We start from the raw sequence: 24,856 nt of genomic DNA on the forward strand, positions 1-24,856 counted from the left end.
TACTAAATTACTAAATTTTGAACAATGATACCGGGTTTCGAACACGCAATCGCGTCGAGCCGCATTCCCCCACCGAACGTACCCGTTTTATCGGTGATGGCCCGCGTTGTGTTCTCTGTGATACCTTGAGTTGAGGAGTAAACTAGTCATATATACCGGAGGGCGAATGCATTCATAAGGAATGTGCGCTGGTGATCGAGCCTTATTATGCAGAGTGGGCAAAAGCTAGGAAGAAATGGTCGAAGAAAGAACCTTTCGCCGACAAGGTGCGCGATGCATGGGATCATACGAATAAGGCAGAGCGATTCGTATTCGCTTTGTTTATTTTATCCGATGCTGGGATTATCCTGTTCAGCTTCATCGCTTTGTCCGATTCGACGTTACTGCCCGCGTATGGAATTTTCTTCGCAGTTTTCCTCGCGATCACCGCTATCACGGATCGTGTTCTCGTGTTGCGCGATCGGCGCATTCCTGAATGGAGGATGGAGGTGAACGTGGAGCTCGTTGAAGACGTGCGCCGCGCTTTGGGGAAGCTCGGGCTTGCAAATTGCAAGCAGGTGCGCATCGTGCGGGACGAAGCCATACGGCTTCTTGAGCGCAAGGAGCATCGACATGAGACGATCGTTCACGGGGCGTTGGAGGTGGTGGTGCTTGCGGCGTTGGTATGCGTGTTCAACTTCCTTGTCACGGGGCTTGAGTACAACCTTATGCCGGAAATTGCGGGCATGCTGGCAGGCGTTGCTATCTTCGCGTCCGCTATCATCCTGCTCTTGATTCATGGCATATGGATCGCCGCCGACTGCTTCGGCGGGCTGCCCGTCTCTCAACTCCGGCTCTTCGTCGACGATTTATCGTGCCTTCTCGTCGAGGGGGCACGGACGCCGTCCCCCGTTCGCTCTCGCCCTCGGCGGAAGCGCCGCACCATGCAACATTAGAGTTACTCTAACCCCCAGTTTCCTCCATGAAAGCCGCTTCGTGCAGAAATCGTGGGGGCGCACTCATAGGTTGACTCCACTGGCTACTGTGCGTTACTATGTAGCGGTAGATAGTCATACTGAATAGCTGGGAGGTGATCGGGTTGGAGCATTTGACGGAGATGCTCAAGGGCGTGCTGGAAGGCTGCGTGCTGGAAATCATCAGCCGCGAGGAAACGTACGGCTACGAGATCACGCGCCGTCTGAACGACCTCGGCTTCGCCGACGTGGTGGAGGGCACGGTGTACACCATTCTCGTGCGGCTCGAGAAGAGCAAGCTCGTGGATATCGAGAAGAAGCCGTCTCCGCTCGGCCCGCCGCGCAAGTTCTACACGCTCAACGACGCGGGTCGCGCCGAACTCGCGCGCTTCTGGACGAGATGGGAGTTCGTCTCGTCCAAAATCAACGAATTGAAGGAGGTCTGACATGGGAAACCTGTCTCACTATATCAACCCCAAGCAAATCCTCGAGGACAAGCGCGAGTACCGGCGCATGATGGCGCGCGTCGACGCGCTGCCGGAGGACTACCGTTTCGCCTACAACAAGATCCAGCACTACATGTGGAAGTTCGCTTCGGGCGGCGGCCTGGACATGGTGGCGCTGCAAGCCGATCTGCTCGAGCTGTTCGAAGAGGGCGCTGCCGAGGGCAAGAACGTGTACGATATCACCGGCGAGGACGTGGCCGCGTTCTGCGACGAGCTGCTGGCCAACGCGAGCACGTACACCGCGAAGTGGCGCGAGGACCTCAACCGCGACTTCAAGAAGAAGCTGGGCTCCAAAGCCCCTGCAGACGGCTGCGAATAGCGCACGGAATTCCTCGTCACGCCGTCATCCGTTTCCCAACGAGCCCCTGACGAACAGGGGCTCGCGTCGTTTCAGGGCGCCCTGCACCGCTACGATGAAGCGGAGGTGATTATATGAGCATACTGACGTATGAAGATTGGCGCGACACCTGCAATACCGAGCATATGCTGGTGCAGATGATGGGCAAAGTGAAACTGGAATCGATGGCCCCGCAACCCGAGTGGAAGCAGGTCGTCCTCGACGCGGACGCCGACGGATTCACCACGGGGCTCATCCCCGCGGGAGCCGACGGCTTCGAGGTGCGGCTGAGCATCGCCGATGCGGAGATGCGCGCCGAAACCACGGCGGGCGATCGCGCCCGCTTCCCCATCCGGGGACGGGCCTCGGTGAGCGAGCTGTACAGCCGCTTCATGGCGATGCTCGAGAACATCGGGCATCCCGTCCAGATCAATCCCGTGCCCCAGGAAATGTACACCGAAGTCCCCTTCGATCAGCAGACGAGCGCGCACGAGTTCGACGAGAAGGCCGCCCAGCGGTCCTTCCGCCAATTCCTGTTCGCCCGGGGCGCCCTCAGCGCGTTCTCGGCGCCGTTTCGCGGCAAGAAGATACCGCCGTCGCTGTTCTGGGGCACGTTCGACCTGACCACCGTGCTGTTCTCGGGCAAGCCCTGCCCCTTCGAGCAAAGCGCGTCCATGGTGGAGCGCGTGGCCTTCGACGAGCAGTTCGTGGAGTGCGGGTTCTGGCCGGGCGACGCGAACGCGAACGAGCCGGCGTTCTTCGTGCTGGCCTACCCCTTCCCCGAATCGGGGTCGGCTGAGGACACGGGCGTTGCCGAAGCCTACTACGACGCGGCGAACGCGGAGTACTTCCTCCGCCTTGAAGACGCGCTGCGCTACGACGACCCGCAGGAGGTGGTCGAGCGTTTCTGCAGCACGACGTTCGCCACGCTCATGCGACGTCAGCAGTGGGAGCAGCGCGAATGGTTCACCGAGCCGCTGCTCAACGCCTAGCCCCCTCCCCTCGAGAAGAAGCAAACCATCCACCCGAACGCACCCCCTTAGAGTAACTCTAAGGGGGTGCGTGTTCGTCAGAGGGGTTCCAGCGGCAGGCTGTCTTTCACGAGGTCGATGACGTCCTGCTTCGAGTGCACGCCGAGCTTGGCGTAGAGCGTCTTCGTGTAGCTCTTCACCGTGTTGCGCGACAGGAATAGCGTCTTCTCGATGTACGCCGCATCGCGACCCGACGCGAGCAGCTTGAGGATCTCGGTTTCGCGTTTCGTCAGGCCGTGCTCGTTCGCCAGCTCGTCGCAGGCGAGGTCCTGCAGGTCGTTACGGGCGCGCACGTAGCGCTTGATGAGGTCATCGCGCTTTCGGATGGCGTGTTCGGCCGCGCGCTTCTCGCGGGTCCGGAGCAGCCAGATGCCCATCATGATGAGGTAGAGCAGCGCGAAGGACACGATGGTCATCTGCGCGAACGCGAACCGGCTGTCCACGGCGACGAACGATGCGGCCACCGATCCGAGCACCACGCCCGGTCGCGGAAAGGCGAACACGAGCGCAGCAACCCCCAGCAGCCTGTCGCGGTTGCCGCGGAACAGCTTGATGGCGAGCGTGTACGAGATGAGCAGGGCGATCTCCCAGCCCATGTGCGTGAGCACGACGAGCACCACGCTGTACAGGCCCGAGAGGAACGGCAGGAACAGCAATCCCGTGGCCACGACGGCCAGCACGGCGTTCAACATGGTGGTGTAGCGCCGCCCGTCGAAGCGCACGTACAGCAGGAAGCCGACGTCGGCCACGATGCCGGCGGCAACCGATGCGAAGCCGGGAACATCGGCCGAGCTGGCCGGGTTCGCCATGGCCACCACGTCGAGCACGCCGTAGACGAGGGACAGCAGAAACACGTACGCGAGCGGCGCCGCGAGCTTCGCGAAGGGGCGCGCCGTCTCGTCGTCCGCGAGCGCCGTCTCAGGCTGCGCGCCTACGCGCCCGGGCCCGCTCCCCTCCCCGTCCTGCGGCGCGGGCGCGTCCTGCCCGCCTTCCCCGCCCTCCTCGCGCTTCAGCAGCAGCGCCGCCGACACCAGCACGAACGCGCCGCATGCGGCCACGAGCGCGCGCGAATCGACGAAGTCGAGCGCGAGCACCACCGGCGCGCTGAGAAGCGAGGCGAACCCGAGCGCGTAGGCGTAGCGCTCCCCCGTCAACCGGCTCGCCCGATCGAACCACAGCGGAATGAGCACGCCTGCGCCGAGGCCTGCGGGAATCGCGGCCGTGTAGCTGAGGGCCGGCGCCCGCGAGGCCAGCGCCGCCGCGAGGCAGGCGAGCGCCACGGCGTAGCAGAGCGTCCCCGCCACCGTCATCGCCCGACGGCGCACCCTCCCCTTCCGCGCCACAACCCAGGTGAGGCCGCCGCCGAGGCAGAGCGCGCCGTTGAGCAGGGCAAGGTAGACGAGCGCGTCGGCTTCGGGCAGCTCGGTGAGCCAATCGCTGTAGAAGAACACGATGGCAACGACGTACAGGCACGCGAACCCGAGGGTGACGGTGCCGGTGCGTCGCCAACGTGCGAGCAGGAATGCGGTCGATTCGTTCATAGCGCCATGATACCCGAATTCGCCGGGATGGACGCGAAGCCCGTTACCCTTTATGCTGGCATCATGCAAACCGGAGGAAGGGGATTGTCCATGAAATCGATCAAAGCCGTTGTGACCGCCTGCTTGGCCGCCGCCATGCTGTGCACGGGCGTCGTGGCGCTCACGGGGTGCGGCCCGAGCGCCGAAGAGGTGGTGCGCCAGGGCGTGAGCGACGAGCTCGAGCGCCTCAAGACGCACGACGCCACGCTGCTCGAGGAGCTTGCCGCCGACAGCGGCGCCGACCAGCTGGCCGTGTACGGCATCGACGCGCAGGAGTTCATCGCGGCCTATCTCGACGGGTTCGACTACCGCATCGACGACGTGAAAGTTGACGGCGACGACGCCACGGCCACGGTGGTGCTCACCTGCAAGAAGTTCGACGCGTTCAGCCAGGCGCTCACGGAGGCGTCCACCGCGCTCGCCGCGGACGAGGAGACCGCCGGCCTGAGCGAGGACGAGATCAACGCGAAGATCGGCTCGACGGTGCTCGAGGTGCTCGCGTCGGTGGAGCCCACCGAGTCGAAGCCGGTCGACCTGCCGTTCCATCGCGCGGACAACGTGTGGTCGCCGACGAGCGGTGCGGAAAAGGCCTTGTCAACCGCCCTGTTCGCGGGTTAGAAACACCGCCTGAAGCGAGCGGAACCCTCGGTTACGATTTGGATACGCCGAGGTAACCAATGTGACGAAAAGGTGGCTTCAATCTGCGGAAATGGTATCGTGAGAACCACAGGATGACACCGCGACTCGTTGCAAGGAGGAAACATGGGGTACGTGGTTTCCCTGCTATGCTTCATAGGCGTGCTCGGGTGCGTTTCGTTCGTCCGACGCCTCGCATAACAGGACCGATTTCAAGAAGGGCCGGCAGATGCCGGCCCTTCGTCGTTTCCCGCGCGGTTTCTAGGAAGCGCTCCCGTTGGCGAACCCGCCGTTGTGGCCGGCCTTCGCCTCGTACAGTGCATCGTCGGCGCGCTTCGACAGCTCGAGGTAGGACGCGCCCGGCTTCGCGGCGATGGCGCCCGCCGACAGCGAGATCGAGGGCACGCCGCGCTTGGACGCCTCGTGCGCGATGGTGGTGTTGATGTCGTTCACGAGGCGCTGGGCCACCCCGTAATCGCTCGTGCCCGACAGGAAGATGGCGAACTCGTCGCCATGGAGGCGGCACGCCACGTCGACGGTACGGATACGGCCGACGATCATCTGCGCCGACAGCTTGATGGCCTCGTCGCCCGCGTCGTGGCCGTACGTGTCGTTGATGGTCTTGAAATGGTCGCCGTCGAGCATGATGAAGATACCCTCGTCCCCCTCCTCCATCCGGTCGATGAGCCGGGTCACCTCCTTCTTGAAGGAGCGCGCGTTCATCATGCCGGTGAGGTCGTCCACGGCGGCGTCCTTCTTCGCCGCCTCGAGCGCGATCTCCAGACGGCTCTGCATCTGGCCGAGCTCGATGTAGGCGCTGCGCAGCTCGCGCGCCTTCTGCGCCCGGCTCGCGCGCATGAGCGCGTACACCAACAGCAGCTCCACGAGCAGCAGCGGCACGAGCCAGGAGCCCGCCGTCTCGCCGAGCACGCCGAAGGCGGGGGCGAGCGCGAGGAAACCCCAAGCGCCCTCGCGTTGTACGCGCCCGAAGTACGGCTGTCCGTCGACCGTGAGCAGCTTGACGCCGCCCGCCATCTGCTCGAGGTTGGCGAACGAGCTGCCGAACCCGTCCCAGAACGAGGCGAAGGCGGCGCTCGCATCGGCCTCCTCGGTCGCTTTCTCCTGTTCGTCGTCGGAGGCGAACCCGCCGGCATCCGCGTTCGCGCGCGCTTCGTCGGCAGCGGCCTGCGCCTCGGCGGCCGAGCTGTGCAGATTGCTGCCGAGGTAAGCTTCGTCGGTGCTGCCGATGACGGTGCCGTCGCCGTCGTAGATCATGATCTGCCCGCCCGGGAACCGCTCCGACAGCATGGCGATGTCCTGGATGGCGCCCATCTTGATGTCGTAGGCGAACACCGTGCGGCCGTCGGGCTGCAGCTGCGACACGGTGGACAGGATGTAGTGGTTCGCGTAGCTCATGTAGGGCGGGGTGAACGCGACGGCGCCCTCGGCCGCGACGGCGGAGCGGTACCAAGGGCGCTCGGTGGCGACGTAGCCCGATTCCTCGTACACCGAGGCGGGCGTGTCCCAGCTGTAGAGGTAGCGGCCCTCGTAGTACATATAGAGGCCGTCGAAGGTGTCGCCCTCGATGGCGTCGAGCGGGTCGTTCGCTTCCTTGAGGAACTGCTCGACGTGGTCGGGGTTCGGGTCCTGGGCGATCCGGTCGCCCATCATATGCGAGAACAGGAGGAAGGAGTGCTCGTAGTCGTCCATGACGCCGTCGAAGCGCGACGCGATGTCGCGCGTCTCGGAAGCGAGGGTTCCGTCGATAGCCCGGGCCTCGACGAAATAGACGGCCGTGAACGCGATGACGTTGACGAGCAGGGCGACGAGCGCGTACGCCGTCCTGCGCTTCCTTCGCTGGCCTTCGTCCACGATATCCCCTCTTCCCCCTTGAACTTTCACTGTATTGTACACGAGGGGGTGGCGTTAACGCTGAGAACTTGGGTCGCCGAATGCGCTTGGAAAACGGTAGCGTTGCAGTTCTTCGTTGAATCATTCCTGGTAGCGGCTCGTTTGGACGGCTCATGCTACGATGCCGGACGGACGAAAGGAAGCTCGCATGGCAAGAAGAACCAAGGTGCTCGTGGCGTTCGGCACGCGCCCGGAAGCCGTCAAGATGGCGCCCGTGCTGCGCGCGCTCGAAGCCGACGAGGCGTTCGACGTGGAGGTGCTGGCAACCGCGCAGCACCGCGAGATGCTCGATCAGGTGGTGGACCTGTTCGACCTGCACGTCGATCACGACCTCGACATCATGCGCGCGTCGCAGACGCTCGACGAGCTCACCGGGCGCATCCTCGCGGCTGCCGGCCCCGTGCTGGAGCGGACGGCGCCCGATGCCGTGCTCGTGCACGGCGACACGACCACCGCCTTCGCGCTGGCGCTCGCGTCGTTCTACCGGCAGATTCCCGTGGGGCATGTGGAGGCGGGCCTGCGCTCGGGGGACCGCTACGCGCCGTTTCCCGAGGAGATGAACCGCCGCCTCGTCTCGAACCTCGCCACCTGGCACTACGCCCCCACCGAGGGCAACCGGGCGCATCTTCTGGCGGAGGGCGTCGATCCGGCGTGCATAGGGGTGACGGGCAACACGGTTATCGACGCGCTGCTGGAAACGGTCGACCCCGCCTACCGCTTCGCCAACCCGGCGCTGCGCGACGCGGCCTTCGGCGAAGCGCGCGTCATCGGCCTCACCTGCCATCGGCGCGAGAACCTCGGCGCGCCCATGGAGCGCATCTTCGAGGCGGTGCGCGACACCGTGGAGGCGTTTCCCGACGTCCAGGTGGTGTACCCCGTGCACCGCAACCCGCTCGTGCAGGAGGCCGCCGCGCGTATCCTGGGAGATCATCCGCGCATACGACTCATCGACCCGCTCGACTACGCCGACTTCTCCAACTTCATGGCGCGCTGCTGCTTCATGCTGACGGATTCGGGCGGGGTGCAGGAGGAGGCGCCGGCGCTCGACGTGCCCGTGCTCGTGCTGCGCGACACCACCGAGCGGCCCGAGGCCCTCGAAGCGGGATGCGCGGCCCTTGCCGGCACGTCCTACGCGGGCGTGCGCGCGGCCTGCGAGGCGCTGCTCGACGATGCCGCGCTCTACGCGCGCATGGCGGCCGCGCCCGACCCCTACGGCGACGGCCATTCGGCCGAGCGCATCGCCCGCGCGCTGCGGGAAGCGCTCGCGTCGGCCTAGCGGGCGGCGTCCTCCGAAACGTCGGCGCCCTCGACCCGCCACCGCGATGCGGCGAGGCCCATCTCGCGCGCCACGTCGTCCACCGAACGGCCGAGGTGCAACGCGTACGCGAGCGCCATGCCCGCCTGGGGCAGTTCCACCTGGGTGCGCTCGAGCAGCTGCGCGGCGGCGGCCGGTTGGGACGCACGGTCGACGCCGTCCGCCTCCCCTTCTTCTTCCCCCGCCCCTTCGAGCGCGCCTTCGAACGCCTCGAGCAGATCGGAGGTGCTCGAGAACAGGAAGAACACGCGCCCTCCCAGCACACGCGCCAGCTCGGCACGGGACGCGGCGGGCAGGTTGTCGTCCACGGCCACGATCCAACCCTTGCCCGCATCCACGAGCGGCAGCGGCGCGAAGCGCTCGACCGCCTCGCGCGGCAGCCGCTCCACGAGCGCGGGCAGCACGAGGTCGGGCGCGGCCCGCACGTACATCGACTGCTGCTGCAGCGCGTAGGCCTGCGTGAGATGGCGCTCCTCCACGAGCCCCTGCGCGAGCAGCTCCTGGCCGAGCCGCACGCCGTGCTCGCGCGCGGACCCCACGGCGCTCTCGAGGTGCCCCGGCTCCACGAAGCCGCGCTCGAGCAGGGCGTCTCCCAGCAGGCGCCGGTAGCGCTCGAGCACCGAGGCGGGCAGGAACTCGTGGTCGGTCTTGTTCCACGTCGGGCCGCTCGTCGTCTGCGCGTCCTGCCCGTCCTGCGCGTTCGCTTCGGCCTCGTCGGCGGGCTCTTCCGGCGCGGTTTCCGGCACCGCCTCCGCAGCGGCCTGAGCCATGGGCTCCTTCGCCCGATGCCCCGTCACCGGCGCGGCGGCCGCCTTCGCCTCGCGGTTGCGCAGCAGCACGTAGGCGGCCTTCTGCCGCCAGGCGCGGAACGTCGCGCACATGTTGATGAGGTTGCCCCACAGAAGCCTGAGCGGGAACAGCGGCGGCAGCAGGATGGAGAACGCCATGGTGCGCCAGCCGTACACGTTCACGAGCGCGCGCCCGCGCAGCACCTGGCGCTCCACCATCATGAACAGCAGGAACACGCACATCCACCACGAGAAGCTGTACAGCGGGTACATGACGGGCAGGTGCAGCTGCGGCGCGAACGTCTGCACGAGGAAGTACACGAGCACGGCGTAGCCCGGCAGCAGCACGAAGTTCGCGAACTTCGCCTTGAGGTCCTTGTACAGGAAGGTGCGCTCGGCGAACGTGAGCGCGCTCTTGCCGAACACGTCGCCCATGTTCGCGCTCTGCATGGTGATGCCGTACACCCACCGCGCCTTCTGCCGCACGGCCGCCTTGAACGTCGACGGGAACAGCGAGCGCGTGGCGATGTAGTCCCACACGGTGCGCCCGCGCCCGTCGACGCGCGGCACCTTCTCCAGCACGTAGTGCACGCGGAAGCCGCGCATGCGCAGGGTGAGCGACAGCTTGTAGTCCTCGGTCAGGCTGTTGCGCGGCAGCAGGTCCTCGCCCTCGAAGGCGTCGAGGACGCGCCGCCCGATGGCGAAGCCGGTGCCTGCCGACGGCACGAAGCCCAGCTCGTCGCGCATGACCATGGTGCGGAAGTGGTGCTCGGCGAACTCGTCGGCGTAGGTGGACGAGGTGAGCGTCTTGAAGAACAGCCGCAGCCGCGGCATGCGCTGCAGGGGGAACACGGGAAACTGCAGGGCGTCGAAGTCGTCGATCAGGTAGTTCGTCATCTTGAACTCGTTGGGATGCACCACGTCTTCGGCGTCGTGGATGGTGACGCTCGCGAAGGACACGTCGTGCGCCTGCTCGTAGGCGCGGATGGCCCGCACGGTGTAGTTGATGTTGTCGGCCTTCGACGTGGGGCCCTCGTCCTCGCCCACCACGCACACGACGGTGCCCTCGTGGCGCGCCTCGAGCGCGCGGGCCACGGCGATGGTGGCCGCGTCGTTGGGGTACACGCCCAGAAACACCCGGTAGAGCGAGCGCGGGTACTGCGCGGAGCCCACGAGGTTGTCCACCACCTCGCCGAGCACGGCGTCTTCGTGCCAGGCGGCGATCACCACGGCCAGCATCTTCGGCGGCTTCTCGTTGATGAGCGACAGCCGCACGCGCTTCTTGCCGATGCCGCGGAACAGCGCGTAGATGTCCCAGAGCAGGTCGTCGGCGCCGAACACGATGAACGCGAGCGCCACGGCGAAGCCGATCCAGTACACCACCTGCGAATCCATGTGCCGCCTTCCTTGAAGCCCGTCGCGTCCATCCGATTGCCCGCGCGAAAACGCCGTCGTTGCAGTTCGACTCCGAAGGGGCGCCGCCGCCGGGCGCGGTGCGTGCGACGCGCTACGATACCGTGCGACACTCATGAGGAAGGAGCGCATCATGGCCGGTAGAAAGGGCGCAATCGCGTTCGGGCTCGTGTACATCCCGGTGGAGCTGTTCACGGCGACGCAGGACGATGCCGTGCGGTTCAATCAGCTGGCAAAGGATAGCATGAAGCGCGTGCGCTACGTTAAAACGTGCCCCGACTGTCAACGAGAACTTAAACCGGACGACATCGTGAAGGGCTACCAGTACGAGAAGGGCAAGTACGTGGTGGTGGACGACGCGGAGCTCGACGCCATCAAAACCGACGCCGACCGCGCCATGAAGATCGTGCAGTTCTCCGACATGGCCGACGTGCCGCCCCTCTACTTCGAGAAGCCCTACCAGGTGGTGGCCCAGGCCGGCGGCGAGAAGGCGCTCGAGCTGCTGCGCCGCGCCATGGTGGACGAGGGCAAGATAGCCATCGGCACGACGGTGATGGGCAACTCCGAGACGCCCATCGCGCTCGTCCCCCACGACGACGACCTCGTCATGATGACGCTGCACTACCAAAGCGAGGTCAAGGACATCCCGAAGACGCTCGCCCACCCCGACGTGGCCGACGAGGAGCTCGACATGGCGAAGAAACTCGTCGAGAGCATGACCGCGCCGTTCGACCCGTCCCGCTTCCGCAACACCTACCAGGAGAAGCTCATGGAGCTCATCCAGGACAAGATCGCCGGTAAGCAGATCGTCGCGGCCGAGCAGCACGAACAGCCGTCGAACATCATCAACCTCATGGACGCCCTGTCGGCCAGCCTCAAAGCGCGCGAGGAGGACGAGGACAAGCCGAAGAAGCCTTCGGTGCGCAAGGGAGCGGCGAAGGCGCGGGCCACGGCCTAGGCGCGCGGCCACGCCGCGCGAAACGCTCGCTACGCGGCGGCGAGCTCGCTCAGGCGGGAGAACGCGCCGGCGCGCGCCGACACCCACAGCGTGTCCACCGTGCCGTCCTCGAACGTGCGCTCGAACCGCACGCGCTGCGGCGCCCACGCGATGCCGAGGCACGTGCCCGCGATGGCCGCGCCGTTCATGAGCAGGTAGAGCACGTAGCCCTTGATGCCCACGGCGAACTCGACCATGGCGACGGGCAGCATGAGCAGGACGCCGAGCAGCACGTAGCCCGCGAACCCGTACAGCAGCGCCTGGCGCATCCCCACGGTGCGCGCGCCCACGGCCGCGGCGACGATGGAGCACCACACGCCGAGGCCGGTGACCACCCCGAAGGTGGGAAGCGTCGAGGAGAAGGAGGCGTCGAGCGCCAGGAGCGCGGCCGCCACCGCGTACGAGACGGCGAGGCAGCGGGCGAACAGGGGGAGACGGCGAAACGCGACGGCGCCTTGCACGGCGCGCACCGCGACGAGCCGCCCGTGCGGGGCGCGCAACGGGCCCTTCGGCGCGTTCCCGATGCCCTCGTGCTCCCGGATGCGCGCGCAGGCGAACGCGCCTGCCAGCACCAGCACCATGACGGTGAGGATGATGCCGGAAACCGTTTCCTCTTCCACGCCAACCGCCTTTCAAAGAAGCTGGTCATAGGTGCAGTATAGCATGCGGAAACGAGCCGTGCACGCAACCTGGAACCGCAGGGAAAACGGACGGCGGGCCGCTTTCGCGACCCGCCTTCAGGGGTGTAGCAGCCCGCCGCGGAGGGTCGGGCGGGTGCTCTTATGCCGTGGCGTTCGCCGCTGCGCTTGCGCCGGCGATGCGCCCGAACACGATGAGGTCCGGATACGAGTTCGCGCCCAGTCGGTTCGCTCCCTGCACGCCGCCCGTGCACTCGCCTGCTGCGTAGAGGTTCGCGATGGGCTCGCCGGCGTCCGTGCACACCTGCGCGTCGGCGTTTATGCGCACGCCGCCCATGGTGTAATGGATGGTCGGGCAGCGCTTCGACGCGTAGAGGGGGGCGTCGTCGATAGGCGTGCCGAGCAATTCTTTGCCGGGGGTGATCTGGGTGTCCACGCCCGCTTCGCAGCAGGCGTTGTACCCGTCGATCGTGGTTTTCAGCGTATCGGCTGGTACGGCTATCTGCTTCGCAAGGTCTTCGACGCTTTCGGCTTGGAAGCTGTGGCCCGTTTCCACGAGTTCGGCGATTTGATCGAGGCGGTCGCTTTCAACGTCGGTACTGTCCACGATGAGCCACATTTCCTGGTTCGGCTGCTCGAGTTCGGCGTTGGAGATGACGTCGCGGCGTTCGTCCTCGCGGATGAAGCGCTCGCCGTTCTCGTTCACGAACACGAAGTTCTCGATGGACATCCAGTTGCCCACGAACGTGGCCACGCCGCCGTTCTGCGGATCGCCCAGCGGATGGATCTGCACCAGCTCCATGTTGCGCAGTCCGGCACCTACCTGCTGCGCCACGGGAATGATGTCGCCGGTGGACGAGGCGACGTTCGACGAGGGCATGGTCTTGGTCACGCGCCCGTCGTACTGCATGGCAAGCTCGGCGTTGCGCCCGTAGCCGCCCGTGCCCAACACGACGCTCTTCGCCTTCACGGAGACGGGAGCGCCGCTCGACGGACGCGCGCCCTCGACGCCGGTAACCGCTCCGCCGCTTTCCACGATCTTGTCCACCTTCGCATCGGTGTAGATCCTCACGCCCAGCTTCTCGGCGCTTTCGCGCAGCACGGATACGAAGTAGCTGCCGCCCTGCTCGCCCTTCCGCTCGACGTCCACCTCGTGCCCGCGCCGCCACATGCCGCCGATGGCCGTGTACACGTCGTCCACCAGTTCGAGGCCGTGGTCCTCCATCCAATGAAGGCCGTCCAACGCGTTGTCGGCCAGGATGCGCACGAGCTCGGGGTCGCCCTGCTCGTCTCCGCCCTCGTACGTCTGCTGATAGTAGAGGTCGGTCGAATCCTCGATGCCGAGGGGTCCCTGCCGTTCGGGGTCGGGGGCGTTGTACACGCCCTCCCCGGCATTCGTGTTGCCGCCCACGATGTCCATCTTCTCCAACACGACGACGCTCGCACCCGCTTCGGCGGCGCTCACGGCCGCTGCCAGCGCAGCGCCGCCCGAGCCCACCACGCACACGTCGCACGTTTCCTCGACGGCCTCGGCGGCGGGAAGCGCGCTCGCGGCCTTCTGCGCTTTCGACACGTCTCCCCCGGCCTGCTTCCAACAGTCGGCGACGGCGGCGGAGAAGGCCATGGACGTCATCGTGGCGCCGCTGATGCTGTCGACGTTGAGGTTCTGCGCCGCGAGGTAGCGCTCCTTGAGCATGCGGCACGCCTCGTCTCCGATGTTGCGGCTCTCGTCTTCCTCGTAGGCGATGTCCGTCAGCTTGCCCTCGTCGAACGTGCAGGTGATGGAAATCTCGGCGTTGCGCCCCGTTCCCGTCGCCGCATAGGAGCCCGGGGTGAACGCTGCGGCCGCCTTCGCGGACTCGTCCGAGCCGCCCCCTGGCGCGCATCCCGCAAGGCCGGCGCCGAGCGCGGCGAACAGGCCTACGGCGAAGCTGCCCTTGACGAAACCGCGGCGATCGAGGGTGAGCGAGCGGCGCACGTTGCCCGCGATGCGGGTCATCGTCTGCGCGTAGCGTTGCTCGGCTTCGATCTCGTTCCGATTCTTGATCATGGTAGTCCCTCCTTGACATCCCTTGTCTTCGCGACCGGCGCGACTTCGCCCGGCCGTGCTCCGATAGTGCGCTCGCGCAGGGCCGCCGTGAACCGCACGATGGGATGATCTTGGCGAAACCGGGATCACACGATCGGGTGAACTTGACATCGTGCCTGGTGAAACGAAGACCGTCTCAGGTCTGTTCCGCTGGAAACGCTTCGGAGTTCGCTATACTGGGGCCTGAACCGCAGGATGCGACGGGAGGGGAAGACCCATGAGGACGCATGAGACGCAGGCAAACGGGCGGTCGCGCGGCGTGCCCGCCGTGCTTCGGCAGGGTCGTCTGAGCGTGTTCGGCTTGTTCGCCACGCACGTGTGGATCTACTGCGTGCTGCACCGTGCGAACCTTGATGCCGGAGCATTGCCCGTCGAAGGAACGTTCTACGCGGCGCTCTCGCTGTTCCTCGTGCTTGCAGCCGTCGTCTCGTACCGGCGGCCGCCGCGCGGAAACCGTACGGCGGCATCGATCGCGGTTGCCTGTTTCATGGTGCCGGCAACGGTCGCGCTCGTGCTCTCGCCGCCCGGTGCGACCGATGCGCTTCGGCTCCTCGCCGCGATGTTCGGGGGCGTCGGCATCGGTTGGTGCTATCTTCAATGGGGCGCGTTCTACGCCCGCCTCGACATCGACGACGCCATCGCGTGCGTGTTCGTCTCGCTCATCGCCGGATCGGCCGTCAAGGCCCTCGTCAACTACATGCCGCCCACAGCCGCCGCGGCGACGCTCGCCCTCTGCCCGCTCGCAACGCTGCTGCTCTGCCGCGATGCGATGCGCCATGCCCCCGAGGCGCATCGCCGGACGGACCACTACAACCTGCGCACCATCCACACGTTGTGGAAGATCATGCTCGGCGTGGCCATCTACGGCCTCATCGTGGGCATCGTGCGCGGTTCGTCGTTCTCCCCCGCAGGCGAGACGTTCGGGTTCGTGACCACCGCGCACCATCTTGCGGAGATCGCGATGGGGGCGTTCATGCTGGTTTGGGTGTTCCGCCTCAAGCGGTCGATCGACGTGGCGAACCTGTGGCGCATCGTGGTGGTGGTCACCATGGTGGGACTGCTCATGCTGACGCTCGCGGGAGACGAATTGGGAGATGCGGGGTACATGATCATCGCCACCGCCCAGACGTTCATCGTCATGTTCTTCTGGCTCATGCTGGCCGACATCGCCCACCACAGCGAGCTGCATCCGTTCACGGTGTTCAGCGCCGGGTGGGTGGCGTACGCGCTGCCGCTCAGCATCGGCATCGCCATGGCGAGCGCCGTGCCGCCCGGATTGGCCTCGTCGCTCGTCATTCTGCTGGCCTACCTGTCGTCGATGGCCGTGATCTTCCTGCTCAACGACCGCAATTTCAGCCGCCAGCGCCTGCTCGCGGATCTCTCGGAGCCGCCCGTCGAGGTGTCGGCGTACGAGGCCATCGACCGCAGCTGCGTGCTCATCGGGCGCGAAAAAGGGCTCACGCCGCGCGAGGTGGAGGTGATGCAGCTGCTGTGCAAGGGCCGCTCGAAGGGCTACATCGCCGAAACGTTCATGCTGTCCGAGAACACCGTGCGCTCGCACAGCAAGAACCTCTATCGCAAGCTCGACGTGCATTCGGTGCAGGAGATGCTCGCCCTCATCACCCGCCGATGGGCGGTTCCCATCGGCGCGATGCCGCAAGATCGCGAGGATGCCTCGCGTTAGGCGGAGGGGGTTCCGGCCGAGCCCGGCGGGGTGGCGGACGGGGGCCAGAGGCGCGTGACGACCCCTACCGAGGCGAGGCCCACGGCCACGCCGATGACGGCGCCCGCGAGGATGTCGGTCGGATAGTGCACGTAGAGGTAGAGCCGCGAAAACGCGATGAGCCCGGCCACGAGCACGGCGGCAACCTTGACGAGCACGATGCCCTTGCCCTTGCCGGGCAAACAGCACAGCGCCGCCGCGGCGGCGAACGACACCATGGAGTGGTTCGAGGGGAACGAGTCGCCCGACGGCGGCGGGATGAGCAGCCCGGCGAACTCGTAGGTGACGAAGGGCCGCGCGCGGCCGAACAGGGGCTTCAGCACGAGCATGCCGAGGGCGGCCGTCACCGCCACCGCGACGAACACGGCCACGCCGAAACGGCGGTACCGCGGCAGCGCGATGAGCACGGCGGATGCGATGAGCCACACGAGGGCAAGATCGCCCAGGTGCGTGGCGATGAGCATGACGGTGTCGAGCAGCGGCGAGCGCAGGTGCTCTTGGATGGCGTCGAGGATGGCGATGTCCACAAGGGCTCCCGGTTCGGTCGACGAGGCTAGGAGCGCGCCGCGCCGGCGGTGAGCCAGGCGAGGAGGCCCGTGCATCCGGCCAGCACGTCGTCGTAGGTGGCGTCGAAGTCGCCCGTGTACCACGGGTCGGCCACGTCGCGGTCGAGGTCGGCGAACTCGAGCAGTTTACGGAGCTTGCCGTCGGCCCCGCGTCCCAGCTGGCGGCGCATGTCGCGCATGTTGGCCTCGTCCATGCCCACGATGAGATCCCACTGCTCAGCATCGTCGCGTCGCAGGCGGCGCGCCGTCTTGCCGCCGCAATCGATGCCCTGCGCCTCGAGAACGGCGCGCGTGCCGCGGTGCACGGGACTGCCAATCGCGTCGTCGTGGGTGGCAGCCGAGGCGATGTCGAAGGCATCGGCCATGCCGCGGCGCGCCACGAGGTCCTTCATGACGAACTCGGCCATGGTGGAGCGGCAGATGTTGCCGTGGCACACGAACAGGATGCGGTACGGCGCGCTCATCGGCCCTCCCCTTCCTCGGGTTCGAGCACTTCGAGGTAGCGCGCGTACAGATCGGGCACGGCGCGCTTCAGGCTGACCGGCTTGAAGGTTTCGGCATCGACGAGGCAGTGCGTGCTGCGGCCCGTGCAGCAGGGCTTGTCCGCATCGAGGTCCTGCCCCTCCTTGAACACCTCGTAGGCGTAGACGGTCTTCGTCGGCCGCGACGAGACGACGCGCGTGCGCACGATGGCCGTGTCGCCGTAGCGCAGCGGCATGCCGTAGTCGCATTCGAAGTGCGTGACCGGCGACATATAGCCCGCCTGCTCGATATGGTCGTAGGGAAACCCGATGGCCTGGAGAAACTGCGTGCGCGCATCCTCGAAGTACAAAAGGTAGTTCGCATGATAGACGACGCCCATCATGTCGGTCTCTCCGTAGCGTATGGTGATTGGCGTGCAAACCCGCATGGTTCGGCTGTCCGTCCTTTGCAATCGGCTACAATGATCGTATGAGGAATATCGTAACGTATATGGCTGAAGAGCAGCGCACCTTCGCGGAATCACCGTTTAACCCCGTCGACTCGCTCGTGTTCTCCACCCTGGCCTACCTCAACTACGAGGTGGCGCCCGGGTTGAACGCGGCGTCGTCCGACAGCGTGCTGCTGCACGACGTGGTGATGCTGTCCGATTGGCGGGAGCTCACCGCGCACAGCTGGATGGAGGACGCGAAGGACACGGTGGCGTTTCTGCACGTGCTGTCCGCGAGCCGGCGCATGCGCGACGTGCGCGTGGCCTTCTACGCCAACGAGCGCTCGGAGGCGGTGGAGAAGCAGTTCTCCGCGGTGACGCTCATGTATCCCGATGCTCACGGCTCAACCGCCTACCTGGCCTTTCGCGGCACCGACGGCAGCTTCGCCGGCTGGAAGGAGGACTTCAACCTTTGCTTCAAAGAGGTGATACCCTCCCAATGCACGGCGGCGGCCTACCTGTCGGGCGTCGCATCGGCGCTGTCGGGCCCGCTCGTGGTAGGCGGCCACTCGAAGGGCGGCAACCTGGCCGAGTACGCGGCGCTCGTCGCCGACGACGGCGTGTTCGCGCGCATGCAGGGCGTGTACAACCACGACGGCCCCTCGTTTCTGGACGACCCCTCGCCGCGCATCGACGACGAGCGCTTCTGCGCCCTGCTGCACAAGACCGTGCCCGAGTCCTCGGCGTTCGGCATGATCCTCGAGCGGCGCGCCGACTACCGCGTGGTGCAGTCGTCGGCCATGTCGGTGTTCCAGCACGAGCCGTTCACCTGGCAGACCGAGGACGACGACTTCGTGTACCAGGAGGCCCTCAACCCCTCCGCCGTGTTCTTCGACGAGGCGCTCGACACGTGGCTGCGCAGCAAGGCGCCCGACGAGCGCGAGCGGTTCATCGACACCATCTATGACCTGTTCGCCTCCACCGAAGCCGGCACCTGGAGCGAGTTTCAGACGAAGCTGTTCGCGAACACGCGCCTCATGCTGGGCGCGCGCTCGAAGCTGGACCCCGAGACGAAGAGCTTCATCTGGCAGACGCTGGGCTCGCTCGGCGGCATCCTGAAGAACGAGACCCTCAAGCGTTTCAAGCCCGCCCCGCCGACGTGGCGGCCGTTGCGCCGCGAGACCTACGACCCCGAGAAAGGAACCGAAGCATGAGCGCTGATGTCGCATACGGACCCCTGACCCCCCGCATGGCCTTGCAGCTTGCGGCGCCGCACACCTGGCCGGCCGCCATCCTGCCCGTGCTGGCGGCCGTCTCGGCCGCGGCGGTGACGAGCGCCGTGTCGGTGCTCATGGCGTGCGTGCTGCTCGTCATCTGCGTGCTCATGCAGGCGGCCGTCAACACGTTCAACGACTACTACGACTACGTGAAGGGCGCCGACTCGGCCGACGACAACGTGGACCCCACCGACGCGGTGCTCGTGTACAACAACGTGAACCCGCGCGCGGCGCTCGCGCTGGCCATCGGGTTTCTCGTGGTCGCGTTCGCCTTGGGCGTCTACGTCATCTGGGTCGCCGGGTGGATTCCGCTCGCCATCGGCGTGGTGGGCGCCGTCATCGTGGTGCTGTACTCGGCGGGCAAGACGCCCATCTCCTACCTGCCCATCGGCGAGCTGGTGAGCGGGTTCGTCATGGGCGGCCTCATCCCGCTCGCGTGCTACCAGGCGCTCACGGGCGTCTTCGACCTGCGCGCGCTGCTGTGGGCGGTGCCCACCATCCTGGGCGTGGGGCTCATCATGTTCACGAACAACACGTGCGACGTTGAGAAGGACGTCGAGTCGGGGCGCCGCACGCTGTCGGTGCTGCTCGGGCGGGCGCGTGCGCGGAAGCTGTACCACGCCGTGGTGTACGCGTGGGTGCTGGCCATCGTGGTGCTGGTGGCCGTGTTCTTCACGAACGGGCTCGTGGTGGTGCCCTTCATGGTGCTGGCGTCGTACCCGCTGCTCAAGGCGCTTCTGGGCAACCCGCTGGCGCCCGCCTCGCGCATCGGGGCCATGGCGCAGGTGTGCAGCGTGAACATCGCGCTGGGCGCCTTCTACGCGGCCGCCATCCTGGCAAGCAGCATGACGCTGACGGTCTAACGGCGGAAACGGAGGCTTCTTGTGGAAGGGACCTTGGTCGTCGCGCTCATCGTGTCGTGCGCGGCCCTCGCGGCGTTCGCGTTCTTCGCCTTCATGTTCTGGCGCGGCGCGTTGCTGTTCCTGTTGGCGGGCAGCGCCGCGACGGACGGCGAGCACGACGAGGCCTGCCGCCGGCTCGGCAAGCGCATGGCCGTCGTGCTCCTGGTCGCCTGCGCGCTCGTGGCCACCCTCGCCGTGCTGCAAGCGGCCGAGATCGCGCGCAACGCGCCCCTCGCCTCGGCGGCCACGCTGGCGAACAACGGCGCGTTCTTGGCGCTGGTAGCGGTTGTCATCTGGTTCTTCATCGTGCAGCGCCCCGACGGCGAACGCCGTCGGGCGAACCTGGACCACGTGCACGCCGCCGCCATCGTGTTCGTGGTGCTGATGCTGGGGGCGGTAGGAGTCGTAGGAATGGTAGCAGCGGGAGCGTAGGTCGCCTTTTTCAATTGGCGCCCCTTTTTTTTGGCGCGGGGATGATCGTGCTTGAGGGTGCGGCGCTTCCGCGCCGACGAGCGAACCCGCAGGTCTCCTCGACGGCGCGGAAGCGCCGCACAGCGCGCGCGTCTCCCTCCGCGCCATACTAAAGTGGCCTACCCCTCGAACTTCACCACCAGCTCGCCTTCCTCGTGCTTCGCGCCTGCTACCTCGCGTCCCCTGAGCTGCTCGGGCAGCGGGATGCGGCGGCTTTGGTTCTTCAGGGACACGATGAGCGCGTCGCCGTCTTGGCGCAGGGCGAGGTCGCGTTTGTCGAAGGCGGGGGCCGGAAGGACGAGCTCCCAGGCCCCGTCGCGCTCGCGGAACGCGGCGGGACGGTCGCGCACGAGCACGCGCTCGGGGTCGACGTCGCCGTACAGATCGTCGGCGGCCGCGCGCAAGCCCGCGAGCCCGCGCAGCTCGCCGTGGCGCAGCATGAGCTTGAGCACGGGCAGGCCCGCGAACCCTTCCTCGATCTCGGCGAGCGACGTGCGCTGCAGCTCGGTCCACCGCTCGAAGTACCCGGCCAGCGCATCGTCCGGGTACAGGCGGTTCGCCACGACGGCGTCCACCTGGTAGCCGTAGAGGTGCAGCCAGGCATAGGCGCGCTTCGCCTCCTTCACCACGATGCGCTCGGCGGTGGTCACGATGCGCACGCTCACGCGTTCGGCGTCCACGAGCAGGGCGCGCAGCTGCTCGAGCCTAGTCACGAGCGTGGAGAGCTCGTCGAACAGCTCGTCCTTCGGCATGGGCATCTTCATGACGCCCTCGAGCATGGGTCGTCCCACCTTGAGGGCGGCGCGCTTGAGCGGCAGCGCGTCCTCGATGAACGAGCCGAGGCGCTCGGGGTACTTGAGCAGCGACAGCGTCTCGCCGGTGGGCGCGCAGTCCACGATGAGCACGTCGTAGGCGCCGGCGCGCTCGATGTCGAGCAGGGCCAGCAGCGCGAACAGCTCCTCGAGCCCCGGGAACACGAGCAGCTCGTCGGCCTCGATGCCCGCGTCGGCATGGCTCGTCATGAGCGTGCGCAGGTAGGCTTGCAGGCCTCCCCATGCGGCGCGACCGGCCACCGCCGGGTCGATTTCGAGCGCGTCCACGTTCGGGGCGACGCGCACCGGCGCGCTGCCCACGGCGACGTCGAGCGCATCGCCCAAGCTGTGGGCCGCATCGGTGCTGGCCACGAGCACGCGCCGACCCGCATCGGCCAGATGGAGGGCCGTCGCGGCCGCCACGCACGTCTTTCCCACGCCGCCCTTGCCCGTGTACAGGATGATCCTCATGATTGCCGTCCGTTTCTATTCGATGACGATGGGGCGCGCGCCGCGCTCCCGCTGCTGTTCCGGTGCCGCCGGAGATCCCGACGTCTCGAGCACGCTCAGGGCGGCGTCGGCGCAGGTGCGCGCCGCGCCGGCCGCCGCTTGGCGCGCCTCGGGCGGCACGAGCGCGGCGAGCGCTTCCATCTCGAGGCGCTTCGCCTCGAGCATCTTGTGCATGAATTCAGCGTTCATCCTGGTCTCCTTTCGCAAACGTCACGCGCAGCACGCCCTCGTCGAGCCGGGCAGCGGCCACGTCGAACCCCGCCAGCACGTTCGGCAGCGGCATGCAGCGGGTCATCGCCCCGACGCGCACGACGAGATCGCTGCCCGCCTGGAACAGCTCGAGCGCGTCCTTCTCGACCAGCGGCAGGGCCAGCTCGAGCGTCCAGCCGTCGTCGGTCCGCTCGTAGCGCTCGTGCTCGACGGGCGGCGCCGCGGCGAACGCGTCCTCGCCCGGAAGCTCGGAGGCCAGCTGCTCCACGCCCGGAAGGTCGCAGATGTCGGTGCCGTACCAGGGGATGCGCGCCGTCGGCACGCCGGCGAACACCGTTGCGAGCTCGTCCATGCACCGCCGCTGCACGTCGGCCCACTCGGTGAAGAAGCCCTCCTGCGCCTTGGGCGGCAGCACGCGGTTCACCACGAGGCCGTCCACGCGGTAGCCGAACAGGTTGAGGTAGAGGTAGTTGCGCTTCGTTTCCTCCACCACCATCTTCTCGGGCAGCGCCACGATGCGCACGCTCGTGCGCTCCGGGTCCTTGAGCAGCACCTGCAAAGCGACGAGCCGTTCGTACAACCGCTCGATGTCGGACATCGCGTGCTTGTCGGGCAGTTCCACCTTGAGCACCGTGCGCGACAGCGGCGACAGCACGCGCACCGCCACCTTGCCGAGCGGCAGCCACTTCTCCACGTACCAGCCGAACAGCTCGGGGAACTTGAGGAGCGCGAGCGTCTCGCCGGTGGGCGCGCAGTCCACCACGATGGTGTCCCAGGCGCCGCTTTCGGCGAAGTCGAGCAGTTTGAGCAGGGAGAACAGGCCGTCGAATCCCGGCAGCGAGGGAAGCGCGTCATGCCCCTCGTCCACACCCTGCCCGTCATCCCCATCGCGCCGCCGCTCCATGCCCTCGGCCATCGTGGTCACGGAGCGCACGAGGTTTCCGTACTCCCCCTCCATGATGCGGTCGGCGTCGAGTTCGACGGCGTCGAGCCGCTCGGCCACGCGCACCACGTCGGGCCCGATACGGCGATCGAGCACGTCGCCCACGCTGTGCGCCGCATCGGTGCTGGCCAGGAGCACGCGCTCGCCCTTCGCAGCCGCGTTCCAGGCGCAGGCGGCCGCCACGCTCGTCTTGCCCACGCCGCCCTTGCCCGTGAATATCCTGATCTTCGTCATCTTGCTCGCTCTCCGCTCTCGCTTCTTTTCTCGAATTATTCCATACTCGAACTATTAGGCCGAAAAGCGCGGCCCGAAGGCCGCCCGCCTGGAACCCGCCGTCTGCCCCGCATCCGCCGCACGTCCTTCCGCGCCGCGAACGCGCCATGCGCTCCCGCTCACTCGATCGCGATGCGACGCGTCGTGCGCGCCCCGTCCTGCCCGCTTCCCGCACCCGCCGCCTGCCCTGCCCCGCCCTCTCGTTCGAGCAGCGCGGGCACGCGGGCGATCACCCTGAACAGCACGCGGCGCTCCTCGTCCGACAGGTCGGCGAACAGCTCTCCCACGAGGGATTCCACCGTGTCCATGACCGTGCGGAACTGTCGCGCGCCCTCCTCGGTGATGCGCACCACCATGACGCGCTTGTCCTCGTCGCTGCGCCACCGCTCCACGAGGCCGCGCTTCTCAAGCCGGTTCGCGATGCCCGTCGCCGTGTTGAGCGGCACGCCCACGTACTCGGCGATGCGCGACATGGAGGTCTCGCCCGTGCGGAACACGTGCACGAGCGCCAACAGCTCGTTTTTGGAGCACTCCATGAGCACGCCCTGCCACCGCTCGGAGTCGAAGGCGTCCTTCAGCACGTCGATGAACTCCCAGTACGCCTCTGCAGGCGGGATGTTCGCGGCGCGCTCGTTCGTCATAGAATGCTTCCTTTCTCGAAGTAAATTCATTCTGCCACCGAAGTACCGCCCTGTCAAGAGGGGACGCTGCGCGTCCGACGGCGCCCATCTTCGCTCCAAACACACGCCTCAGCGCCGCTATGCGTGTGTTTGGAGCGAAGATGGGCCGCGGTACCGTATACTGGTCGCAACCGAACGCGATGACGAAGGGACGGACGAAGCGCATGGCATACGATTTCGACGCGGCGCACGACCGCCGCGGCACGGACTGCGAGAAGTGGGACGCCGGCCCCGCGTTCAAGGGCCGCGACGATCTGCTGCCCCTCTGGGTGGCCGACATGGACTTCGCCCTGCCCGACGAGGTGCTGGCCGACGTGCGCGCCGTCGTGGACCGCGGCATCTTCGGCTACGGGTTCGCGGGCGACGCCTACTACGAGGCCGTGCAGGGCTGGTTCGCCCAGCGCTTCGGCTGGGACACCGAGCGTTCGTGGATCGTGCAGACGCCCGGCGTGGTGTTCGCCATCGGCGTCGCGCTGCAGGCCTTCACCGAACCCGGCGACGCCGTGCTCGTCCAGCAGCCCGTGTACTACCCGTTCGCCCAGCTCGTCGAAGCGAACGGACGCGAGCTGGTCAACAGCCCGCTCGTGTACGAGCACGGACGCTACCGCATCGACTTCGACGACTTCGAGCGGCAGGTGCGCGAGCGCAACGTGAAGGCGTTCATCCTGTGCAGCCCGCACAACCCCGTCGGGCGCGTATGGACGCCCGACGAGCTCGACCGCCTCGGCCGCATCTGCCTTGAGCACGACGTGCTGGTCATCGCCGACGAGATCCACGCCGACTTCACGTACCCCGGCCACGAGCACCGCATGTTCCCCCTCGTGAACCCCGCGTTCGAACAGCGCTGCGTCGTGTGCACCGCGCCCAGCAAGACGTTCAACATCGCGGGGCTGCAGGTGGCGAACATCGTCATCCCGAACGAGGAGCTGCGCGCCCGCTACCAGGCCGTGCTGGGCAAACTGGGCTACCTGGGCGCGAACGTGGTGGCGCTCGAGGCGTGCCGCGCGGCCTACGCGCACGGCGGCCCGTGGCTTGCCGAGCTCAAGGCCTACCTCGCGGAAAACCTCGGCTACCTGCGCGCCTTCGTGGACGAGCGCCTCGACGGCATCGAGCTCGTCGAGCCGGAGGGCACCTACCTCGTCTGGCTCGATTGCGCGGGCCTCGGCCTTGCCGACGAGGAGCTGGAAGACCTGATCGTGAACGAGGCGCATCTGTGGCTCGATGCGGGCAGCATGTTCGGCCCGGGCTGCGGGCAGTTCGAGCGCGTGAACATCGCCTGCCCGCGGGCCACGCTCGCGCAGGCGCTCGAGCGGCTGGAAGCGGCCGTGTGCGCACGGCAGGCCCGCGCCGCAGCAGCCGACGCCGAACCGCAATCGTAAGGAGAG

Annotated in this window: 24 protein-coding genes; 12 read left to right on the top strand and 12 right to left on the bottom strand. The window is 67.0% G+C overall.

Annotated elements, in window-relative coordinates; all coding sequences use genetic code 11:
* Nucleotides 1-191: 191 nt before the first annotated feature.
* The 4 genes from C1876_RS08065 to C1876_RS08080 all read left to right on the top strand — a co-directional run bounded on the left by C1876_RS08065 (nucleotide 192) and on the right by C1876_RS08080 (nucleotide 2,788).
* Nucleotides 192-935, top strand: coding sequence for a hypothetical protein (locus C1876_RS08065; RefSeq protein ID WP_114546215.1), 744 nt, complete (start codon nucleotides 192-194; stop codon nucleotides 933-935).
* Between the two features lie 143 nt (nucleotides 936-1,078).
* Nucleotides 1,079-1,399 (top strand): PadR family transcriptional regulator, encoded by a 321-nt coding sequence (locus tag C1876_RS08070; protein ID WP_114546216.1) that lies wholly within the window; start codon nucleotides 1,079-1,081, stop codon nucleotides 1,397-1,399.
* Between the two features lies 1 nt (nucleotide 1,400).
* A complete protein-coding gene (locus C1876_RS08075) occupies nucleotides 1,401-1,778 on the top strand; it encodes a DUF1048 domain-containing protein (RefSeq protein WP_114546217.1) in 378 nt (125 codons plus the stop codon).
* 113 nt (nucleotides 1,779-1,891) lie between these two features.
* Entirely contained in the window at nucleotides 1,892-2,788 is an 897-nt protein-coding gene (locus C1876_RS08080) for a DUF5996 family protein (RefSeq protein ID WP_114546218.1), read from the top strand.
* Between the two features lie 77 nt (nucleotides 2,789-2,865).
* Here C1876_RS08080 and C1876_RS17500 read toward each other — a convergent pair whose 3' ends face one another.
* The gene (locus tag C1876_RS17500; protein ID WP_148707940.1) at nucleotides 2,866-4,368 is read right to left on the bottom strand and encodes a helix-turn-helix transcriptional regulator; all 1,503 of its coding nucleotides are present in this window, start codon (nucleotides 4,366-4,368) and stop codon (nucleotides 2,866-2,868) included.
* 90 nt (nucleotides 4,369-4,458) lie between these two features.
* Between C1876_RS17500 and C1876_RS08095 the strand changes: the two genes are divergently transcribed.
* On the top strand, nucleotides 4,459-5,025 hold the full coding sequence (locus C1876_RS08095; RefSeq protein WP_114546302.1) for a hypothetical protein: 567 nt from the start codon (nucleotides 4,459-4,461) through the stop codon (nucleotides 5,023-5,025).
* A 279-nt stretch (nucleotides 5,026-5,304) separates the two neighbouring features.
* Here the strand turns inward: C1876_RS08095 and C1876_RS08100 are convergent, their stop codons facing one another.
* Nucleotides 5,305-6,915: a sensor domain-containing diguanylate cyclase gene (locus tag C1876_RS08100; RefSeq protein ID WP_211309528.1), complete on the bottom strand. Its 1,611-nt coding sequence runs from the start codon at nucleotides 6,913-6,915 to the stop codon at nucleotides 5,305-5,307.
* Nucleotides 6,916-7,102: 187 nt separating this feature from the next.
* On the opposite strand from C1876_RS08100, the gene wecB reads away from it, so the two are divergent.
* Complete coding sequence (gene wecB, locus C1876_RS08105) at nucleotides 7,103-8,230, top strand: non-hydrolyzing UDP-N-acetylglucosamine 2-epimerase (protein ID WP_114546219.1); 1,128 nt, start codon at nucleotides 7,103-7,105, stop codon at nucleotides 8,228-8,230.
* On the opposite strand, the gene C1876_RS08110 is transcribed toward wecB, so the two are convergent.
* Nucleotides 8,227-10,452, bottom strand: a complete 2,226-nt coding sequence (locus tag C1876_RS08110) for a glycosyltransferase (protein WP_114546220.1) — start codon at nucleotides 10,450-10,452, stop codon at nucleotides 8,227-8,229. The two genes, wecB and C1876_RS08110, sit on opposite strands and share 4 nt — an antisense overlap.
* Before the next feature lie 151 nt (nucleotides 10,453-10,603).
* Here C1876_RS08110 and ku point away from each other — a divergent pair, with 151 nt between their 5' ends.
* Nucleotides 10,604-11,428 carry a non-homologous end joining protein Ku gene (gene ku / locus C1876_RS08115; RefSeq protein ID WP_114546221.1) on the top strand — a complete coding sequence of 275 codons (825 nt, stop codon included), beginning with the start codon at nucleotides 10,604-10,606 and terminating at the stop codon, nucleotides 11,426-11,428.
* A gap of 29 nt (nucleotides 11,429-11,457) precedes the next feature.
* Here ku and C1876_RS08120 read toward each other — a convergent pair whose 3' ends face one another.
* Both C1876_RS08120 and C1876_RS08125 read right to left on the bottom strand, forming a co-directional pair.
* Nucleotides 11,458-12,087, bottom strand: a complete 630-nt coding sequence (locus C1876_RS08120) for a hypothetical protein (RefSeq protein ID WP_114546222.1) — start codon at nucleotides 12,085-12,087, stop codon at nucleotides 11,458-11,460.
* A gap of 160 nt (nucleotides 12,088-12,247) precedes the next feature.
* The gene (locus C1876_RS08125; protein WP_114546223.1) at nucleotides 12,248-14,155 is read right to left on the bottom strand and encodes a flavocytochrome c; all 1,908 of its coding nucleotides are present in this window, start codon (nucleotides 14,153-14,155) and stop codon (nucleotides 12,248-12,250) included.
* Between the two features lie 256 nt (nucleotides 14,156-14,411).
* Between C1876_RS08125 and C1876_RS08130 the strand changes: the two genes are divergently transcribed.
* Nucleotides 14,412-15,878: a LuxR C-terminal-related transcriptional regulator gene (locus C1876_RS08130; RefSeq protein WP_114546224.1), complete on the top strand. Its 1,467-nt coding sequence runs from the start codon at nucleotides 14,412-14,414 to the stop codon at nucleotides 15,876-15,878.
* Here the strand turns inward: C1876_RS08130 and C1876_RS08135 are convergent.
* Genes C1876_RS08135 through C1876_RS08145 form a run of 3 tightly spaced genes read right to left on the bottom strand, consistent with a single transcriptional unit; the run spans nucleotide 15,875 to nucleotide 17,393 of the window.
* Nucleotides 15,875-16,444 carry a phosphatase PAP2 family protein gene (locus C1876_RS08135; protein WP_114546225.1) on the bottom strand — a complete coding sequence of 190 codons (570 nt, stop codon included), beginning with the start codon at nucleotides 16,442-16,444 and terminating at the stop codon, nucleotides 15,875-15,877. The genes C1876_RS08130 and C1876_RS08135 overlap by 4 nt on opposite strands.
* A gap of 26 nt (nucleotides 16,445-16,470) precedes the next feature.
* Nucleotides 16,471-16,947, bottom strand: a complete 477-nt coding sequence (locus C1876_RS08140) for a low molecular weight protein-tyrosine-phosphatase (RefSeq protein ID WP_114546226.1) — start codon at nucleotides 16,945-16,947, stop codon at nucleotides 16,471-16,473.
* Nucleotides 16,944-17,393 carry an acyl-CoA thioesterase gene (locus C1876_RS08145; RefSeq protein WP_114546227.1) on the bottom strand — a complete coding sequence of 150 codons (450 nt, stop codon included), beginning with the start codon at nucleotides 17,391-17,393 and terminating at the stop codon, nucleotides 16,944-16,946. Before C1876_RS08145 ends, C1876_RS08140 begins: the two co-directional genes overlap by 4 nt.
* Nucleotides 17,394-17,434: 41 nt before the next feature.
* On the opposite strand from C1876_RS08145, the gene C1876_RS08150 reads away from it, so the two are divergent.
* The 3 genes from C1876_RS08150 to C1876_RS08160 are packed head-to-tail and all read left to right on the top strand — an operon-like array spanning nucleotide 17,435 to nucleotide 20,004.
* A complete protein-coding gene (locus C1876_RS08150) occupies nucleotides 17,435-18,607 on the top strand; it encodes an Mbeg1-like protein (RefSeq protein ID WP_114546228.1) in 1,173 nt (390 codons plus the stop codon).
* Entirely contained in the window at nucleotides 18,604-19,533 is a 930-nt protein-coding gene (locus C1876_RS08155) for a prenyltransferase (RefSeq protein ID WP_114546229.1), read from the top strand. Before C1876_RS08150 ends, C1876_RS08155 begins: the two co-directional genes overlap by 4 nt.
* A gap of 21 nt (nucleotides 19,534-19,554) precedes the next feature.
* Nucleotides 19,555-20,004: a hypothetical protein gene (locus C1876_RS08160; RefSeq protein ID WP_148044593.1), complete on the top strand. Its 450-nt coding sequence runs from the start codon at nucleotides 19,555-19,557 to the stop codon at nucleotides 20,002-20,004.
* A gap of 158 nt (nucleotides 20,005-20,162) precedes the next feature.
* Here the strand turns inward: C1876_RS08160 and C1876_RS08165 are convergent, their stop codons facing one another.
* From C1876_RS08165 to C1876_RS08180, 4 genes are all read right to left on the bottom strand, one after another.
* Entirely contained in the window at nucleotides 20,163-21,326 is a 1,164-nt protein-coding gene (locus C1876_RS08165; RefSeq protein WP_114546231.1) for an ArsA family ATPase, read from the bottom strand.
* A 15-nt stretch (nucleotides 21,327-21,341) separates the two neighbouring features.
* Entirely contained in the window at nucleotides 21,342-21,554 is a 213-nt protein-coding gene (locus tag C1876_RS08170) for a hypothetical protein (RefSeq protein WP_114546232.1), read from the bottom strand.
* Nucleotides 21,544-22,752: an ArsA family ATPase gene (locus C1876_RS08175; protein ID WP_114546233.1), complete on the bottom strand. Its 1,209-nt coding sequence runs from the start codon at nucleotides 22,750-22,752 to the stop codon at nucleotides 21,544-21,546. Before C1876_RS08175 ends, C1876_RS08170 begins: the two co-directional genes overlap by 11 nt.
* A gap of 158 nt (nucleotides 22,753-22,910) precedes the next feature.
* On the bottom strand, nucleotides 22,911-23,432 hold the full coding sequence (locus tag C1876_RS08180) for a MarR family winged helix-turn-helix transcriptional regulator (protein WP_158544650.1): 522 nt from the start codon (nucleotides 23,430-23,432) through the stop codon (nucleotides 22,911-22,913).
* A 203-nt stretch (nucleotides 23,433-23,635) separates the two neighbouring features.
* Between C1876_RS08180 and C1876_RS08185 the strand changes: the two genes are divergently transcribed.
* Nucleotides 23,636-24,850 (top strand): MalY/PatB family protein, encoded by a 1,215-nt coding sequence (locus C1876_RS08185; RefSeq protein WP_114546235.1) that lies wholly within the window; start codon nucleotides 23,636-23,638, stop codon nucleotides 24,848-24,850.
* Nucleotides 24,851-24,856: the final 6 nt, after the last annotated feature.

It is taken from the genome of Eggerthella sinensis, from assembly GCF_003339815.1.
Taxonomy (GTDB): domain Bacteria; phylum Actinomycetota; class Coriobacteriia; order Coriobacteriales; family Eggerthellaceae; genus Eggerthella; species Eggerthella sinensis.

Bases quoted from the DNA above. Each gene is read 5' to 3' on its own strand.
- C1876_RS08075 (WP_114546217.1), top strand. From the start codon at position 1,401: ATGGGAAACCTGTCTCACTATATCAACCCCAAGCAAATCCTCGAGGAC.
- C1876_RS08080 (WP_114546218.1), top strand. From the start codon at position 1,892: ATGAGCATACTGACGTATGAAGATTGGCGCGACACCTGCAATACCGAG.
- C1876_RS17500 (WP_148707940.1), bottom strand. From the start codon at position 4,368: ATGAACGAATCGACCGCATTCCTGCTCGCACGTTGGCGACGCACCGGC.
- C1876_RS08095 (WP_114546302.1), top strand. From the start codon at position 4,459: ATGAAATCGATCAAAGCCGTTGTGACCGCCTGCTTGGCCGCCGCCATG.
- wecB (WP_114546219.1), top strand. From the start codon at position 7,103: ATGGCAAGAAGAACCAAGGTGCTCGTGGCGTTCGGCACGCGCCCGGAA.
- C1876_RS08110 (WP_114546220.1), bottom strand. From the start codon at position 10,452: ATGGATTCGCAGGTGGTGTACTGGATCGGCTTCGCCGTGGCGCTCGCG.
- ku (WP_114546221.1), top strand. From the start codon at position 10,604: ATGGCCGGTAGAAAGGGCGCAATCGCGTTCGGGCTCGTGTACATCCCG.
- C1876_RS08125 (WP_114546223.1), bottom strand. From the start codon at position 14,155: ATGATCAAGAATCGGAACGAGATCGAAGCCGAGCAACGCTACGCGCAG.
- C1876_RS08130 (WP_114546224.1), top strand. From the start codon at position 14,412: ATGAGGACGCATGAGACGCAGGCAAACGGGCGGTCGCGCGGCGTGCCC.
- C1876_RS08140 (WP_114546226.1), bottom strand. From the start codon at position 16,947: ATGAGCGCGCCGTACCGCATCCTGTTCGTGTGCCACGGCAACATCTGC.
- C1876_RS08145 (WP_114546227.1), bottom strand. From the start codon at position 17,393: ATGCGGGTTTGCACGCCAATCACCATACGCTACGGAGAGACCGACATG.
- C1876_RS08150 (WP_114546228.1), top strand. From the start codon at position 17,435: ATGAGGAATATCGTAACGTATATGGCTGAAGAGCAGCGCACCTTCGCG.
- C1876_RS08155 (WP_114546229.1), top strand. From the start codon at position 18,604: ATGAGCGCTGATGTCGCATACGGACCCCTGACCCCCCGCATGGCCTTG.
- C1876_RS08165 (WP_114546231.1), bottom strand. From the start codon at position 21,326: ATGAGGATCATCCTGTACACGGGCAAGGGCGGCGTGGGAAAGACGTGC.
- C1876_RS08170 (WP_114546232.1), bottom strand. From the start codon at position 21,554: ATGAACGCTGAATTCATGCACAAGATGCTCGAGGCGAAGCGCCTCGAG.
- C1876_RS08175 (WP_114546233.1), bottom strand. From the start codon at position 22,752: ATGACGAAGATCAGGATATTCACGGGCAAGGGCGGCGTGGGCAAGACG.
- C1876_RS08180 (WP_158544650.1), bottom strand. From the start codon at position 23,432: ATGACGAACGAGCGCGCCGCGAACATCCCGCCTGCAGAGGCGTACTGG.
- C1876_RS08185 (WP_114546235.1), top strand. From the start codon at position 23,636: ATGGCATACGATTTCGACGCGGCGCACGACCGCCGCGGCACGGACTGC.